This is a genomic window from Lysobacter fragariae (assembly GCF_054779775.1).
Window position 1 is genome coordinate 15,773 of record NZ_BAAGXP010000023.1, and the last position, 16,299, is coordinate 32,071.

General features: G+C 65.9%; 14 protein-coding genes and 1 tRNA gene. 5 read left to right on the forward strand and 10 right to left on the reverse strand.

Annotated elements, in window-relative coordinates; all coding sequences use genetic code 11:
- Positions 1-77: 77 nt before the first annotated feature.
- On the reverse strand, positions 78-413 hold the full coding sequence (locus ACYVD7_RS14475) for a carboxymuconolactone decarboxylase family protein (RefSeq protein ID WP_460764723.1): 336 nt from the start codon (positions 411-413) through the stop codon (positions 78-80).
- 200 nt (positions 414-613) lie between these two features.
- Positions 614-877 carry a glutaredoxin 3 gene (gene grxC / locus ACYVD7_RS14480; RefSeq protein ID WP_460764605.1) on the reverse strand — a complete coding sequence of 88 codons (264 nt, stop codon included), beginning with the start codon at positions 875-877 and terminating at the stop codon, positions 614-616.
- Between the two features lie 273 nt (positions 878-1,150).
- Between grxC and ACYVD7_RS14485 the strand changes: the two genes are divergently transcribed.
- The 5 genes from ACYVD7_RS14485 (at position 1,151) to ppx (ending at position 9,458) form a co-directional block, all read left to right on the forward strand.
- Complete coding sequence (locus ACYVD7_RS14485) at positions 1,151-2,698, forward strand: M48 family metalloprotease (RefSeq protein ID WP_460764725.1); 1,548 nt, start codon at positions 1,151-1,153, stop codon at positions 2,696-2,698.
- A 386-nt stretch (positions 2,699-3,084) separates the two neighbouring features.
- Complete coding sequence (phoB, locus tag ACYVD7_RS14490) at positions 3,085-3,792, forward strand: phosphate regulon transcriptional regulator PhoB (protein ID WP_460764607.1); 708 nt, start codon at positions 3,085-3,087, stop codon at positions 3,790-3,792.
- 316 nt (positions 3,793-4,108) lie between these two features.
- Positions 4,109-5,482, forward strand: coding sequence for a phosphate regulon sensor histidine kinase PhoR (gene phoR / locus ACYVD7_RS14495; RefSeq protein WP_460764609.1), 1,374 nt, complete (start codon positions 4,109-4,111; stop codon positions 5,480-5,482).
- The gene (gene ppk1, locus ACYVD7_RS14500) at positions 5,479-7,602 is read left to right on the forward strand and encodes a polyphosphate kinase 1 (RefSeq protein WP_460764611.1); all 2,124 of its coding nucleotides are present in this window, start codon (positions 5,479-5,481) and stop codon (positions 7,600-7,602) included. The genes phoR and ppk1 overlap by 4 nt, the downstream gene beginning before the upstream one ends.
- A gap of 326 nt (positions 7,603-7,928) precedes the next feature.
- Positions 7,929-9,458, forward strand: a complete 1,530-nt coding sequence (ppx, locus tag ACYVD7_RS14505; protein WP_460764613.1) for an exopolyphosphatase — start codon at positions 7,929-7,931, stop codon at positions 9,456-9,458.
- A gap of 43 nt (positions 9,459-9,501) precedes the next feature.
- On the opposite strand, the gene ACYVD7_RS14510 is transcribed toward ppx, so the two are convergent.
- The 8 genes from ACYVD7_RS14510 to rpmI form a co-directional block, all read right to left on the reverse strand.
- Positions 9,502-10,581, reverse strand: coding sequence for a TraB/GumN family protein (locus tag ACYVD7_RS14510; RefSeq protein WP_460764615.1), 1,080 nt, complete (start codon positions 10,579-10,581; stop codon positions 9,502-9,504).
- Positions 10,582-10,733: 152 nt separating this feature from the next.
- Positions 10,734-10,810 (reverse strand) — tRNA-Pro (locus tag ACYVD7_RS14515).
- Between the two features lie 152 nt (positions 10,811-10,962).
- Complete coding sequence (locus tag ACYVD7_RS14520; RefSeq protein WP_460764617.1) at positions 10,963-11,319, reverse strand: MerR family transcriptional regulator; 357 nt, start codon at positions 11,317-11,319, stop codon at positions 10,963-10,965.
- Between the two features lie 3 nt (positions 11,320-11,322).
- Positions 11,323-11,616 (reverse strand): integration host factor subunit alpha, encoded by a 294-nt coding sequence (locus ACYVD7_RS14525; protein ID WP_460764619.1) that lies wholly within the window; start codon positions 11,614-11,616, stop codon positions 11,323-11,325.
- Between the two features lie 23 nt (positions 11,617-11,639).
- On the reverse strand, positions 11,640-14,027 hold the full coding sequence (gene pheT / locus ACYVD7_RS14530; protein ID WP_460764621.1) for a phenylalanine--tRNA ligase subunit beta: 2,388 nt from the start codon (positions 14,025-14,027) through the stop codon (positions 11,640-11,642).
- Between the two features lie 109 nt (positions 14,028-14,136).
- A complete protein-coding gene (gene pheS, locus ACYVD7_RS14535) occupies positions 14,137-15,162 on the reverse strand; it encodes a phenylalanine--tRNA ligase subunit alpha (protein WP_460764623.1) in 1,026 nt (341 codons plus the stop codon).
- 197 nt (positions 15,163-15,359) lie between these two features.
- Entirely contained in the window at positions 15,360-15,719 is a 360-nt protein-coding gene (gene rplT / locus ACYVD7_RS14540) for a 50S ribosomal protein L20 (protein ID WP_207525558.1), read from the reverse strand.
- Between the two features lie 12 nt (positions 15,720-15,731).
- Positions 15,732-15,929 carry a 50S ribosomal protein L35 gene (rpmI, locus tag ACYVD7_RS14545; RefSeq protein WP_027083463.1) on the reverse strand — a complete coding sequence of 66 codons (198 nt, stop codon included), beginning with the start codon at positions 15,927-15,929 and terminating at the stop codon, positions 15,732-15,734.
- Positions 15,930-16,299 lie beyond the last annotated feature (370 nt).

Below are 16,299 nucleotides of genomic sequence, written 5' to 3' on the forward strand. Positions count from 1 at the left end.
TCTAGCGTGGCATCCAAGGGGAGCTTAGAACCTGTAATTATGTCAGATGCCGTGCGGCACCGTACGCCGCGAGGGCATCAGCCATGGTCATGGGCGTCCGGGGAACCCGCGTTTCCGGACTCCAGCTGGTCCAGGAAATCCACCGCCCGGCGCAGGTGCGGGATGACGATCGAACCGCCGACCACCAACCCCACCGAGAAGGCCTCGAACATCTCGTCGCGGTTGACGCCGGCTTCCTTGCACTGGGCGACGTGGTAGGCGATGCAGTCGTCGCAACGCAGCACCAACGATGCCACCAGCCCCAGCAGCTCCTTGGTCTTCACGTCGAGCGCGCCGGCCTGGTAGGTCTGCGTGTCCAGCGCGAAGAAGCGCCGTACGACCTGGTTGGGTTCGGCGAGGATGCGTTCGTTCATGCGCTTGCGGAACGCCGTGAACTGCGCGACGCGGTCATCGTTGTTTTCACTCACCGGGAAATCCCTGGGGCGGGCCATGGCCCGCCGGCTGTGTTGAAGTCTGATGCGGGCCTTGGCCCGCCGGCTGTTGGTTGAAGTCCGAAACCGCGCAGCTCGCGCGATCGTGTGGAGCCGCGTTCAATGGCGGGTCAAAACCCGCCCTACGCACCCGCCAGCAGCGGCTCCAGGCCTCCCGCTCGATGCAGCGCGATCATGTCGTCGTAGCCGCCGACGTGGGTCTCGCCGATGAAGATCTGCGGGACGCTGGTGCGCCGGGTGCGGGCGAGCATCTTTTCGCGCTCGGCGGGATCCTGGTCCACGCGAACCTCGGTCCAGGCCTGGCCCTTGCTCTTGAGGAAGTTCTTGGCGGCGACGCAATAAGGGCAGATCGCCGTCGTATAGATGAGAATGTTCGGAACGCTCAAGACTGGGTCTCCGGAAACTTGGCGGTGTCGCGAGGGTCTGAAATATGGGCTCGCCGGCCCGGCATTTCCACCCCGGGCATGGAACGGTGCGATCGCGCTACGGATTCCTGCCCGAACAAGTCGACCCGCGATCCTTAACCCGCGGTTCACGCCGTCGCCCCATCGACCCCGCATCCTGCCCCTGCTCGTTCTGAACTACCCCGCTCCGCACGCCCGAGGACTTGCCGCTTGCGTCGAACCATCCAGCTCAAAGTCGCCCTGCTCTCGGCCGCGATGACTTTCGCCCTCGCCAGCATCTGCGCCAGCGCGCAGGACTCCCGACTGCCCGACATTGGTTCCTCGGCCGGCGAACTGATCACGCCGAAGCAGGAACGTGAGTACGGCAGCATGATGCTGGCCCAGCTGCGCCACTACGACTACACGCTGGAAGACCCACTGATCGCCAGTTGGCTGGACACCATGGGCAGCCGCCTGGTGGCCAGCAGCGACAAGCCGCAGCACGCCTTCACCTTCTTCATGCTGCGCGAACGCCAGATCAACGCGTTCGCCACCTTGGGCGGCTACATCGGCGTGAATACCGGGCTGGTGCTCGCCGCCGAACGCGAGGACGAAGTCGCCGCCGTGCTCTCGCACGAAATCGCCCACGTCACCCAGCAGCACACGCTGCGCGCGGTCGAACGCGCGCAGAAGGACCAGATCCCGATCCTGCTGGCGATGCTGGGCGCGATCGCGATCTCGCAATCCAGCAACGGCAACTCCTCCGACGACGCCGCGCAGGCGGTCATCACGTCCGCGATGGCGCTCGCCCAGCAACGGCAGCTGGACTACACCCGTTCCAACGAATCCGAAGCCGACCGTATCGGCATCCAGACCCTCGCCCGCAGCCACTACGACACCACGGCGATGGCGGGCTTCTTCGAAAAACTCAACGCGCGCAATCGCGCCAACCGCGCCAATTTCTACGGCGAATCGCCCGACTGGCTGATGACCCACCCGGTCACCACCACCCGTATCAGCGAAGCAAAAGCACGTGCGGAGCAGATCGCACGCACGCCGGGGACCTTCAACGGGGACGTCGGCGGCTCGGACAATCCGATGCTGCCGGGCGGCCTGAAGATCACCACGCTGGCGTCCGGCGATACCGGGCAGTTCGCGTATGCCCGCGAACGCATGCGCGTGCTCAGCGCGGACAGCGCCGGCGATGCCGTTCGCGAGTACGAACGCATGGCCAAGGCCAAGTCGCTGGACGAAGCCCAGCGCTACGGCTTGGCCATCGCAAAGCTCCGCTCGAACGAAGGAGCTGCGGCGGCAACGGTGCTGGAAGAACTGCTGTCAAAACACCCCGGCAACCTGTGGCTGACACTCGGCCTGGGCGAGGCGAAAGCCCGCAGCGGGCAAGGTGTGGCCGCCGACAGCCTGTTCGAAGGCGTCCTGCGTTCAACGCCGCATAACCGGCCTGCCGCCCTCACCTACGCCCGCGTGCTGGCCGAGCGCAACAAGCCCGAAGCGGGCAAGCGCGCCCAGGCCGTGCTGCGACCGCTGCTGGGACAGTCTTCCGAGGATCCGGAGTTCCAGCAGGTTTTCGCCCGCGCCTGCGAGATCGCCGGCGACCCGGTCCGCGCTGGCGAGGCCTACGCCGAGGCCGCCTACCTGAACGGTCGAGCCGAGCAGGCACTGGTCCAGCTGAACACCCTGAAGAAGCGCCAGGACCTGGATTACTACGCCCGGGCGCGAATCGACGCCCGCATCGCCGCGATCACGCCGACGGTGCTGGAACTGAAGCGACAGGGGATCCGGGACGAGGACCTGAGGCGGAAGTAGCGCCGATCTCCCACCGAACTACCGGGAAACCGTCTTCATCAGGCGCCCGGCGTACTTGGCTGAAGGATGAGACCTGCCGAATCTTTTTTTGGTCGTTTGCCGCAGCTCCTGCTGGCCGCAACCATTTTTCGCTCGCTCACAACCGGTTGGTCGCCAACGACCATTTTTCGCTCGTTCGCATCTATTCCGGTTGCCCGAAACCCTTTTCCAGCCGGGCGCCGACTCCGTTTCAGCGCTCTTGTTCGACATTTGGCTGGCCCGCGGCCGCGGCACTCGCAGTCCAGCCGCTTCGATCCTGCCGAAGGGCGGTGTCACGCCCCAGTCACAAAACGGTAGTGTACTGACGCGGTTTCAGGTTCCCCCGCCTGGCCCGACCCTGGTGACCCGTGCAGAAGCGCATTCTCATCGTTGAAGACGAACCCGCCATCCGCGACATGGTCTCCTTCGCCCTGCGCAAGGGTGAATACGACCCGGTCCATGCCGGCGACGCCCGCGAGGCCCAGGCGGCCATCGCCGACCGCGTCCCCGACCTGATCCTGCTCGACTGGATGCTGCCCGGCACCAGCGGCCTGGAGCTCGCCCGCCGCTGGCGCAAGGAACAGCTGACCCGCGAGGTCCCGATCATCATGCTCACCGCCCGCGGCGAGGAGAACGACCGGGTCGGCGGGCTGGAAGCCGGCGTCGACGACTACGTCGTCAAGCCCTTCTCCGCCCGCGAACTGCTAGCCCGCATCCGCGCCGTCCTGCGCCGATCGCGCGAGGACGACGAGGACGGCAGCGTCGGCGTCGGTCCGCTGCGCATCGACGGCGCCGCGCACCGCGTCTTCGCCCATACCGATGGCAGCGAACAGCCGGTGCAGATCGGTCCGACCGAATACCGCCTGCTGCATTTCTTCATGACCCATCCTGAGCGCGTGTATTCGCGCACGCAGCTGCTGGACCACGTCTGGGGCGGCAGCGTGTACGTCGAGGAACGCACCGTCGACGTGCACATCCGCCGCCTGCGCAAGACGCTCGAACCGCACCTGCTCGACGGCATGGTGCAGACCGTGCGCGGCGCGGGGTACCGGTTCTCCGCTTCCGTGGAAGCGTGAGCGGCTGACCGGATCGGGCAGGCCGGATCGGGAATAGTGGAGGTTCCCGGACGCAGCGGAGAATCCGCTGCCAGATGGGGCGAATGGAGCGTCGGGAAATGCAGGAGTCGGGATTACAGGAATGTCATCTCGAGCGTGGCGAGGGATCTGTTTCGCTGCGGTGGAACAAAAGCAGATCCCTCGCTACGCTCGGGATGACAGATTTTCGGGCCTGATCCGAAGCCCAGCCCCGAACGTCCAATCTCCGCCCGCAGCACCTGCCCCGTACTTCCATCAGCCGCAGGCTGGTCATCCCAACCCATCACCCCGGTCCCCCATGCCCCCCCGCGCCCGCACTGCCTGGTTCCGCACCCTCGGTCAGCTTGCCCTGGTCCTGGTTGCCGCAGGCGTGATCGGCGTGCTGATCGGCAACCCGTGGCCCGTCATCACGCTGGCCGCACTGGGCGTCGTCGCCTGGCACTACTGGCGCCTGCGCAAGCTGCTGATCCGATTGACCGCGCGCCAGCGCCACACCCCGCCGCTGGGCGAAGGCACCTGGAACGAACTCGACCGCCTGCTCTATCGCGGCCAGCAGGAGATGCGCAGCCGCAAGCGTCGCCTGATCGAGATGCTGCGCGCCTATCGCGCCGCCGCCGCCGCGCTGCCCGACGCGATCGTCGTGGTCGAACGCAACAGCCAGCGCATCCAGTGGTTCAACCAGGCCGCCCACGACCTGCTCGACCTGCAGCATCCGCGCGACATCGGTGCGCCGGTCGCCGATCGCCTGCAACCGCTGCAGCTGTCGCATTGGCTGGCCGCGGGTCGCAACGCCGAGCCGCTGGAAGTCTCCTCGCCGTGGAATAGTACGATCACGCTGAGCCTGCGCCTGATCCCCTATTCCGACGACCTATGGCTGCTGCTCGCGCGCGACGTCACCCGCCTGCTGCAGCTGGAACAGATGCGCCGTGATTTCGTCGCCAATGTCTCGCATGAACTGCGCACGCCGCTGACCGTGGTGCATGGCTACCTGGATATGCTCGATCCCACCGAGCATCCCGACTGGGCGCCGATGCTGGCGGAAATGCAGCGCCAGTCGCAGCGCATGACCCAACTGGTCGAAGACCTGCTGATGCTGTCGCGACTGGAATCGGCCGACCACCTGGCGAACGAGGAAACCGTCGCCATGTCGTCCATGCTCAACACGTTGCGGCGTGAAGCCGTTGCCCTGAGCCAGGGTCGCCACGAAATCCGCGTCGAGGACAGTGCCGGCGTCGACCTGCACGGCTCCAACAAGGAGCTGCACAGCGCATTCTCCAACCTGGTGAGTAACGCGATCCGCTACACGCCGGCCGGTGGCCACATCACCATCCGCTTGCGCAACGACCAGCCCGAACGCCTCAGCATCGGCGCATTGGCGAAGGATGTCGGCGTGATCCTGGAGGTCGTGGACTCCGGTTACGGCATTCCCGCCGCACACCTCCCGCGCATCACCGAACGTTTCTACCGCGTCTCCAACAGCCGTTCGCGCGAAAGTGGCGGCACCGGCCTGGGCTTGTCGATCGTCAAGCACGTGCTCAACCTGCACCAGGCACACCTTGAGATCGCCAGCGAAGTCGGACGCGGCAGCACTTTCTCCTGCCATTTCGGCCCCGAGCGCGTCCGACCGCGCGACACACTGGATGCCTTCGACGTGAGAGCTGCACTGCCATGAAACCCGCGGCCAACGTCACCGTGATTCCCGCCGCCAACGCCGGTGCCTTCGAAGCCGGCCCTGAGACCGATCCGCTGCGCGACAACGCGCTGTACTTCAACCGCGAGCTGTCGCAGCTGGACTTCAACTTCCGCGTGCTCGCGCAGGCGCAGGACCCGTCGATCCCGCTTCTCGAGCGACTGCGCTACCTGTGCATTTCCTGCACCAACCTGGATGAGTTCTTCGAGATCCGCGCGGGCACGCTGCGGCACGCCCAGGACCTGGGCCTGCCACCGGGTGCGGACGGGCAGCTGCCGGCCACGGTACTCAACCGCATCCATGACCGCGCCGCGGATCTCGTGGCGGCGCAATACGAGTGCTGGAACGACACCTTGCGTCCGGCACTGGATGATGCCGGCGTGCGCGTCCTCCACCGCGATGCGTGGAGCGAACCGCAGAAGGAATGGCTGCGCACCTATTTCCGCGAGGAAATCATGCCGGTGCTGTCGCCGCTCGGCCTCGATCCCGCGCACCCGTTCCCGAAGATCCTCAACAAGTCGCTGAACATCGTCGTCGTGCTGAAGGGCCGCGATGCATTCGGCCGGGCCGGCAACCTGGCGATCGTGCGCGCGCCGCGTTCGCTGCCGCGCATCATCCAGCTGCCGGAAGACGTGTCCGGCGGCCCGCACGACTTCGTGTTCCTGTCGGCGGTGCTGTCGGCGTTCGTCGACGAGCTCTTCCCCGGCATGAAGGTCGAGGGCGCCTACCAGTTCCGCGTCACGCGCAACTCCGAACTGCTGGTCGACGAGGAAGAAGTCGACAACATCGCGCTCGCCCTGCGCGACGAGCTCGCCGGCCGCGGCTACCTGCGCGCGGTGCGACTGGAGATCGCCGAACAGTGCCCGAAACACATCGTGCGCACGCTGCTGGAGAACTTCGACCTGCCGGAGAACGCGGTCTACCGCATCAACGGGCCGGTCAACCTCAACCGTGTGATCCAGGTGTATGACCTGGTGCAGCGCGCGGACCTGAAATTCCCGCCGTTCCAGCAGCGCGTGTTGCCCGGTATCGAAGCGATGTTCGACATGGTCGGCGAGCGCGACGTGCTGCTGCACCATCCGTTCGATTCGTTCGTGCCGGTGCTGGAACTGATCAAGCAGGCCGCCGAGGATCCGAACGTCCTCGCGATCAAGCAGACGCTGTACCGCACCGGCAAGGAATCGCCGATCGTCGACCATCTGGTGCAGGCCGCACGCAACGGCAAGGACGTCACCGTCGTGGTCGAGCTGCGCGCGCGCTTCGATGAGGAAGCCAACCTCGGCCTCGCGGACCGACTGCAGGATGCTGGCGTGCAGGTCGTGTATGGCGTGGTGGGCTACAAGACCCACGCGAAGATGCTGCTGATCGTGCGTCGCGAAGGCCGCAAGCTGCGCCGTTACGTGCACATGGGCACCGGCAACTACCACAGCGGCACCGCGCGGGTGTACACCGACTTCGGTCTGATCACCGCCGACGCGGACATCGGCAGCGACGTTCACCAGATCTTCCAGCAGATCTCCGGCCTGGCGCCGGCGGTGAAGCTCAAGCGCCTGCTGCAGTCGCCCTTCACGTTGCACGCGGGCGTGCTCAAGCGCATCGACCGCGAGACGAAGAACGCGAAGGCCGGAAAGCCCGCGCGCATCGTCGCCAAGATGAACGCGTTGAACGAACCGCAAGTGGTGCGCGCGCTGTACCAGGCATCGCAGGCCGGCGTGCAGATCGACCTGATCGTGCGTGGCGCATGCACGCTGCGTCCCGGCGTGCCGGGCGTATCCGACAACATCCGCGTGCGTTCGATCGTCGGTCGCTTCCTGGAACACCACCGCGTCTACTGGTTCGCCAACGACGGCGCGCCGGATATGTTCTGCTCCAGTGCCGACTGGCTGGAACGCAACCTGCTGCGCCGCGTGGAAACCGCGTTCCCGCTGATCGATCCGGAGCTGGGCAAACGCGTGTTCGACGAAGCACTGGCGAACTACCTGATCGACAACGTCAGCGCGTGGGAACTGCACACCGATGGCAGCTACGAGCGCCGGGTACGGGAACCGGGCGTGCCCGCGCATTCGGCGCAGATGGCATTGCTGGCGAAAATCTGCAGCTAGGAGGGTTAGTTGCCGTCATCCCCGCGAAGGCGGGGATCCAGCGGCTTTATTGCGTAGACACTGGATGACCAGCCTTCGGCTGTTGAAGGGCGTTTCCCGCCTTCGCGGGAATGACGATCAAAAGCTGGGCTGTCATGACCTTTCCTGGGCCAACGCTCGCTGGTTATGCGTGGCCTGCACGCCTTGCACCTGCTTCGCCTCCCATCGGACGCTTCGCAACCACGAACGACGCAAGGACGCATTCCGCTCCGCCGGCCCTAATAACATGCCGGCGGGCCTCGCAGCCACTCGTACCAGGGCCGCATGCATCATGGGATCATGTACGCATGAATGATCTCTATCCGAGCACCCGCCTTCCCCTGGAAGACGGCGACATGCTCGCGGCCATCGACCTGGGATCGAACAGCTTCCACATGGTCGTGGCGCAGTACCTGCTCGGACAACTGCGCATCGTGGACCGCCTGCGCGAAACCGTGCGCATGGCCGAAGGCCTGGATGCGCGCGGCGGGCTGGACCCGGCGGTGCGCCAGCGCGCGGTCGATTGCCTGGCCCGCTTCGGCCAGCGCGTGCGCGACATCCCACCGCAGCGCATCCGTGCGATTGCCACCAATACCGTACGCAGGCTGGCGCAGCCGCAGGGCTTCCTGCTGCCGGCCGAAGCCGCGCTGGGCCACGCGATCGAAGTCGTTGCCGGCCGCGAAGAAGCACGCCTGATCTACCTCGGCGTCGCCCATGCGCAGCCGTCGAAGCCCGGCGAGCTGCGTCTCGTCATCGACATCGGCGGCGGCTCCACCGAGTGCATCATCGGCTCGGGCTTCGAAGCGATCGAACGCGAGAGCCTGCAGCTGGGCTGCATCGCCAGCACGCGACGCTTCTTCCCCAGCGGCAAGCTCTCAAAGAAGAAGTGGAAGGAGGCGCTGACCGAAGTCACCGCGGAATTCCAGCAGTTCACCGGCACCTACCGCGCGCTCGGCTGGCACGAGGTGATCGGCTCGTCCGGCACCAACAAGGCGATCGGCGACATCTGCGCGGCGATGAAGCTCACCAAGGGCGCCGTCACCGCGGAAGCATTGCCGCAGGTGCGCGACCGCCTGCTGCAGGCGGACCGCATCGAGGACATTGAACTGCCGGGCCTGTCTTCGGAACGTCGGCCCATCATCGCCGGCGGCATCCTGGTGCTGGAAGCGGCCTTCGCGGCGCTGGGCCTGCAGCGCATGGCAGTAAGCAAAGCCGCGATGCGCGAAGGCGTGCTGTACGACATGCTCGGTCGCGGTGGTGAACACGATCCGCGAGATGCATCGGTCGACGCACTGATGGTGCGCTACGCCATCGACAAGAAGCAGGCGACGCGGGTCGAGACGTCGCTGCTGCGGATGTTCGACCAGGTCGCCAAGCCCTGGTCGCTGGATGGCGACGACCGCCTGATGCTCGCGCGCGCCGCACGCCTGCACGAACTCGGGCTGGTGATCGCGCACAGCCAGTACCACGTGCACAGCGCCTACGTGATCGAAAACTCCGACATCGCAGGCTTCTCGCAGCAGCAGCAGCGTTTCCTCGCCGCGTTGGTGCGCACGCATCGGCGTGGCATTCCGAAGTCCGCGTTTGACGCCCTGCCCGACCGCCTGCTGACGTCGGCACGCCGCGGCGCCGCGCTGCTGCGCCTGGCGGTGCTGTTGCATCGCTCGCACGAGAACGGCGAAATCCCGCGACTGGACCTGAAGGCCGACGGCAGCACGCTGACGCTGGGCGTGTCGAAGAAGTGGCTGGATGCGCGCCCGCTGGTGAAGGCGGACCTGCTAGGCGAACCCGAGGACCTGGCGGGCCTGGGCATCCAGTTGCAGGTCGTCGCGACGTAGGAATTCCGGCCGGCATTGCACGCGACGGCCGGATCACCACGCGTCAGGGCGTCTCGACGAGATACCCCTTCGCCTGCAACGCTGCCAGATAGCCGTCTGGCGCCAGCAGTTCGGTCATCGGCACCATCGCGAAGCTGACCTTGTTCGCCGCGATGGCGGCTTCCACGGCTTCGACCCAAGCCTGCCGGGTTTCGGCTTCGGCATTGCTCAGTCCGTTCTTCTGCGCGACGGCGGCCTGCATAAGCGCGCTCTGGCAGGCACGATACTGCTCGCCCAGCGGCACCGCGCGCAAGGTCTCGATGTCGCCGACAGCCCAGGCGTTTGCGCGCTCGGCCATACGGCCGACGTCGGCCTCCAGGTTCTCCAGCATCGCGTCGAAGCACCCTAGGTCGTCCAGCGATTCCGCGCGGAACTCCTTCAGCGCCCGCTTCGGGTCCTTCAACACGACCTTCACCTGCGGCTCCGTGCGCTTGATGTCATGCGCCTTGATTGCCGCTTCCACGACCGGCGAAACGATGCGCTTGCCGCTGAGGCCGCTGTCTTCGATGGCGGCGCGGTACAGCTCGTTCGCGGCGAAGATCGGACGCATCTTCTCGACGTCGCCATCGCGACCGATGTAACGCTGCTTGAGCACGAGCCAGCGCGCATACGACGCAGGCGGAACCACGTCGGCAAGCAGCTTCTTGTCGGGATTCCTGCGTACGCCGATCAGCGAAGGCAGCAGGGTGAGCTTGCCGAAGAAGCCCAGGTCGGTGTCGACCATGTAGCTCGGCGCGAACACGACCTCGCCCGATTGCGCCAGCACGCCCTCGACATCACGCGCGAGCCACTCCATCCGTTTCGGCAGCGGCGACACCGTGCCCAGCACGTGCATCACGTGATCGCCGCGCGACACCTTCCACATTCCCGGGCCGGGCAACTTGCCGGTGACGACTACCGCTGCCTCGTCACGGATCGGGAGCGAAGAAGCCGGGGACGCGACGCCATCCGGCTGCCGCGAACTTTCCCGCCGTGGCGCTTCGCTTTGCACGCTTTCCAGCGACGCGGCCTGCTGCGCCATGGCGGGCGCGCTTGCCTCGGTGATCGCCAGCAGGCACGCCAGTGCGCCCATGCAACTACTCATTCGCATCCGTTGCTCTCCTTGTGGCCCCGGTCGAGGCACCGCAGGCACTGACACCCGCGTGGGCCTTCAAGTTCATCCCTCGGCAGGACGCCGCAGCGCGAAGCGCGAAAACGACAACGCCCGGCTAGGCCGGGCGCTGCGGTTCTACGAATTGGTCGGGGTAGCCGGATTCGAACCGACGACCCTCTGCCCCCCAGGCAGATGCGCTACCAGGCTGCGCTATACCCCGAAGAATTACTGGTGTTGCTGGCTGAAGCGGGGCGGCAAGTATAGCCGCTGTCGTGATCGCGGCGGAAGCGCGCCGCGACCGCGCAGCAGACTAGGCCCGATTGCCGAACTGTCCAACGCGCCGCAGCGCGCCAGGAAATGCAGACGCTGGCTTTACCTGCGCAGTAGCTGAAGGACTTCCTCCAGTTCCATCCGCACCTGCCGGATGATCTGCGAGCTCAGCGCCGATTCTTCCTTCGCCGAATCGCCTTCCAGGCGCAGGCGCGCGCCGCCGATGGTGTAGCCCTGCTCGTACAGCAGGCCGCGGATCTGGCGCACCATGAGGACTTCGTGGCGCTGGTAATAGCGGCGGTTGCCGCGGCGCTTGACCGGGCTGAGCATCGGGAATTCGGTTTCCCAATAGCGCAGCACGTGCGGCTTGACGTCGCACAGCTCGCTGACCTCACCGATGGTGAAGTAGCGCTTCGCCGGGATCGGCGGAAGTTCGCGGTTACTGCCCGGATCCAGCACGAATTACCTCCCGGCGAAGGCTTCCACACGTTCCTTGAGTTTCTGGCCCGTGCGGAAGGTGACGACCGTGCGTGCGGAAATCGGGATTTCCTCGCCGGTCTTCGGGTTGCGCCCGGGCCGCTGGTTCTTGCGGCGCAGGTCGAAATTGCCGAAGCCGGACAGCTTGACCTGCCGTCCGTGTTCCAGGGCCTCGCGCAACGCGTCGAAGAACGCGTCGACGAATTCCTTGGCCTCACGCTTGTTCAGTCCGACTTCGTCGAACAGGCGTTCCGCCATCTCGGCCTTGGTCAGTGCCATCTGTCTCAACCTCAACTGCTGCTTCAGCTACGTATCGCTGCACCGTGTTCAGCCTGGAGCGCGGTGATCACCGCATCCACTACCGTATCCACGTCGCGGTCATTCAGGGTGCGGGAATCTTCCTGCAGAATCAAGCCCATAGCCAGACTCTTGAAACCCGTTTCAACGCCCTTGCCGACATAGCGGTCAAACAGCAGCAGATCGCGCAGGGACGGGCCCGCCGCTTGTCTCACGATTGCTGAGACGGCAGCCCAGGGGGTGTTTTCGGCGACGACGAACGCGAGGTCGCGACGGACGGACGGGAACCGCGACAGGCTGGTCGCACGCGGAATCGCGCGGTTGAACAGCGGCGCGAGGTCCAGCTCGAAGGCGACCACGTCAGCATCCAGGTCCAGCGCCCGCTGCAGGCGGGGGTGCAGCTGGCCGATCCAGCCAAGCTTCACGCCGTCGCCGCTTCCATCAGTACGGAAGACGTCGGCGGAACGACCGGGGTGCGCCCAGGCCGGCTGCGACGGACGGTATTCGAGTCCGGCGCCGGCGAGTGCGGCCAGGCTGTCGAGATCGCCCTTCAGGTCATGGAAGCCGACGGCGTGCGACTTGGCCGACCACTGCTCGCCATCGACCGCGCCGCAGGCTGCAGCCGCGATGCGCTGGGTCTCCAGCGGCGCGCCGTCGGGATTGGCGGCGAAGACATTGCCCAGCTCGAACAGGCGTACGCGCGACTGCTGGCGTGCGGCATTGCGCGCGAGCGCAGCGACCAGTCCCGGCAGCAGCGACGTGCGCATCACGCCGAGTTCGGCGCTGAGCGGATTGGCCAACGGCACTTCGCCGTCGGTCTTGCCCCATTTCGCGAGCAGGTCGGCGTCGACGAAGGCGTAGTTCACGGCTTCCAGATAATCACGAGCGGCCAGCTGGCGACGCGCGGTGGCCTCATCAACGCGGCCTTCCGACGGTGCGACGAGGCGAGAAGCCCCGGCCGGCAGCGTGGTCGGAATCGCGTCGTAACCATGGATGCGCGCGATTTCCTCGATCAGGTCTTCCTCGATCGCGATGTCGAAACGACGGCTCGGCGGCGTGACGCTCCAACCGTCGGCCGTGGTCGTCACGGCGAGGCCAAGCGCGCGCAGGATGCGTTCGACCTCGGCATCCGCGACGACAAGGCCAAGGACGCGGGCAAGCCGCGTACGGCGCAGCGGGATCGGCTGCGGCTGCGGCAGGTGCTGCGGCAACGCGGCTTCGACGACCGGACCCGGCACACCACCGGCGGCATCAATGATCAGCTTCGAGGCGTATTCGATGGCGACACGCGGCAGCTCCGGATCCACGCCGCGTTCGAAACGATGCGCCGCATCAGTGTGCAGGCCAAGCTTGCGGCCGCGACCGATGATCGCGTCGGGAGCGAAATGCGCGGATTCCAGGAAGACGCGCTTCGTCGCGTCGGTCACGCGGGTGTCGAAGCCACCCATCAGGCCGGCGAGCGCGACAACGCGGTCGGCGTCGGTGATGACGAGGAATTCGGGATCGAGCCCGGCATCACGTCCGTCGAGCAGCTTCGCGCTCTCGCCTGCACGTGCGCGACGCACGCCAACGGGGCCGCTGAGCATGTCGCGATCGAACGCGTGCATCGGCTGGCCAAGTTCCAGCATCACGTACTGGGTCACATCGACCAGCAACGAGATCGGACGGACGCCGCTGCGACGCAGGCGTTCGGCCATCCACGCAGGCGTCGGTGCGGTGGCGTCGATGCCTTCGATCACGCGACCCAGATAGCGCGGCGCGTCGGCACCGGCGTTGAGTTCGACCTGCATCGTTGCTTCGCTCTGCGCGACTACCGGCGCGGGATCGAACGGCGCAACTTCACTACCCTTCGCAGCCGCCACGTCGAAGGCGATGCCGCGCACGCTGAAACAGTCGGCGCGATTGGGCGTGAGTTTCAGCTCGATGGTGGCGTCGGGCAGGCCGAGGTAATCGGCCAGTTTCGCGCCCACGGGCGCATCGGTCGCGAGTTCGAGCAGGCCGGAGGCATCCGGGTCGACGCCGAGTTCCTTCGCCGAACACAACATGCCGAACGACTCGACGCCGCGCAGCTTCGCGGCCTTGATCGCCATGCCGCCGGGCAGGTTGGCGCCAACGGTGGCGAGCGGCGCCTTCAGGCCTGCGCGCGCGTTGGGCGCGCCGCAGACGATCTGCACGATGCCGTTGCCGGTATCGACCTGGCAGACCTGCAGGCGGTCGGCTTCGGGATGCTTTTCGGCACTGACGATCTGCGCGACGACCACGCCGTCGAGCGACTCACCCAGCACCGTCATGTCTTCGACTTCCAGGCCGATCGCGGTCAGCGTCGCTGCGAGCTCATCGCGCGTCGCGTCGGTCGGTACATGCTGGCGCAGCCAGTTCTCGGAGAATTTCATTCCACTGACACCTAACTAGATGACTGTCATCCCGAGCACAGCGAGGGATCTGCTGTTGCTTCAGGCGTCCACAAACAAGTCCCTCGCATCCCTCGGGACAACGAGGGAATCACGCAAACTGCTTCAGGAACCGCACGTCGTTCTCGAAGAAGCTGCGCAGGTCGTCGACGCCGTAGCGCAGCATCGTGAAGCGCTCGACGCCGAGGCCGAAGGCGTAGCCGGTGTACTTCTCCGGATCGATGCCGACATTGCGCAGCACGTTCGGATGGACCATGCCGCAACCGAGCACTTCGAGCCAGCGTGTCGAACCATCCGGCTGCTGCCAGGCGATGTCGACTTCGGCCGAAGGCTCGGTGAAGGGGAAATAGCTCGGACGGAAGCGCATCTCGAAATCGCGCTCGAAGAACGCGCGCACGAATTCGGCGAGCGTGCCCTTCAGGTCGGCGAAGCTGGCGTGTTCGTCGACCAGCAGGCCTTCGCACTGGTGAAACATAGGCGTGTGGGTCTGGTCGCTGTCGCTGCGGTACACCTTGCCCAGCGCGATCATGCGCAGGGGCGGCCCGCTCTTGTCGGCCACGCTGTCGAGCATGTAGCGCACCTGCACGCCCGAGGTGTGCGTGCGCAGCAGGCGCGCGGCGCCACTGCTGTCGGGCGGGAAGTAGAACGTGTCGTGCATCGCACGCGCCGGATGGTGCGGCGGGAAGTTCAGGGCTTCGAAGTTGTGCCAGTCGTCCTCGATCTCCGGGCCGCTGCTGAGCTCGTAGCCCAGGCGACCGAAGATGTCGGCGATGCGTTCCATCGTGCGGCTGACCGGGTGCAGGCCGCCGCGCGTGGCATCGATGCCAGGCAGCGTGACGTCGATGGATTCCGACGCCAGTCGTGCGTCGAGCGCAGCATCTTCCAGGACGACCTTGCGTTCGCCCAGCGCCGCAGTGAGCGCGTCGCGCGCCTGGTTGATCGCTTCGCCGGCTGTCTTGCGCTGGTCAGGCGGCAATGCGCCGAGCTGCTTGAGCTGGGCGGTGACGCTGCCGTTCTTGCCGAGCAGTGCGACACGCAATGCCTCGATCGCGTCCGGCGTTTCCGCCCCGGCGATGTCGGTCAGTGCCTGCTGCGTCAGTGATTCGATTCCACTCATTCGCCACCTCAGGTGTCATCCCGAGCGCAGCGAGGGATCTGCTGTGCCGCGTCGAGAAGCAGATCCCTCGCTGCGCTCGGGATGACAATTCCCAAAACGAAACATGGGGAAGGACTTGCGCCCTTCCCCATGCGTGTACTTAGTCGTGTTTCCAATTCCAGGCGCGAAATGCCGCACCTTGGAACCGGGCAACAAACTTACGCTGCGAGTGCGCTCTTCGCCTTCTCTGCCAGTGCCGCAAAACCCTTCGCGTCGTGCACGGCGATGTCCGCCAGCACCTTGCGGTCGAGGGTGATGCCGGCCTTCAGCAGGCCGTTGATGAAACGGCTGTAGCTCATGCCGTTGATGCGGGCCGCCGCATTGATGCGGGTGATCCACAGCGAACGGAAATTGCGCTTCTTCTGCTTACGACCGATGTAGGCGTACTGCAGGGCCTTCGTCACCGCCTGCTTGGCGACGCGGAAGACCTTGCGACGGGCGTTGTAGTAGCCCTTGGCCTGCTTCAGGATTTTCTTGTGGCGGGCTCGTGCCGTCACACCACGCTTAACTCGTGCCATTTTTCAGTCTCCTCACAAATACGGAAGCATGCGGTCCAGACGGCCGGCGTCCTCGGCACGAACATGGTTCGTCTGCCGCAGGTTGCGCTTCCGCTTGGTCGCCTTCTTGGTGAGGATGTGGCTCTTGTTGGCGTGGCCGCACTTGTACTTGCCGGAAGCGGTCTTCCGGAAGCGCTTGGCCGCCGCCCGATTGGTCTTGATCTTGGGCATTGCGATGTCCTTTCGGATTTCTATGACTGGCCTGGGCGGCGACCCCGCGTGGAGTCACACTTTCCGTCCTGCCCGTGCCGGCTTGTAAGTCGTTGATTCACAAGGAATCACGACAGGTTCCGTGATACAGCTGACTGCAAACCCGGCGAACCGGGCCGCGCATTATGCAGGGAGATGGATTCCCTTGCAATTCCGGGGGTTACGCAGGTGGCCGCGATGGCCTTGCGGGGGATTCCCCGCCCTCGACGGAATCGCCTTCGAGCCGGACCTCCCGCTTCCGGGAAGCCCCGCCTGACGATCGACTGGAACGAACAAGGCGCCTTGCGGCGCCCTGCTTCGCTGCCTGCTCCCGGAGGCCGGGAGCCGCAGA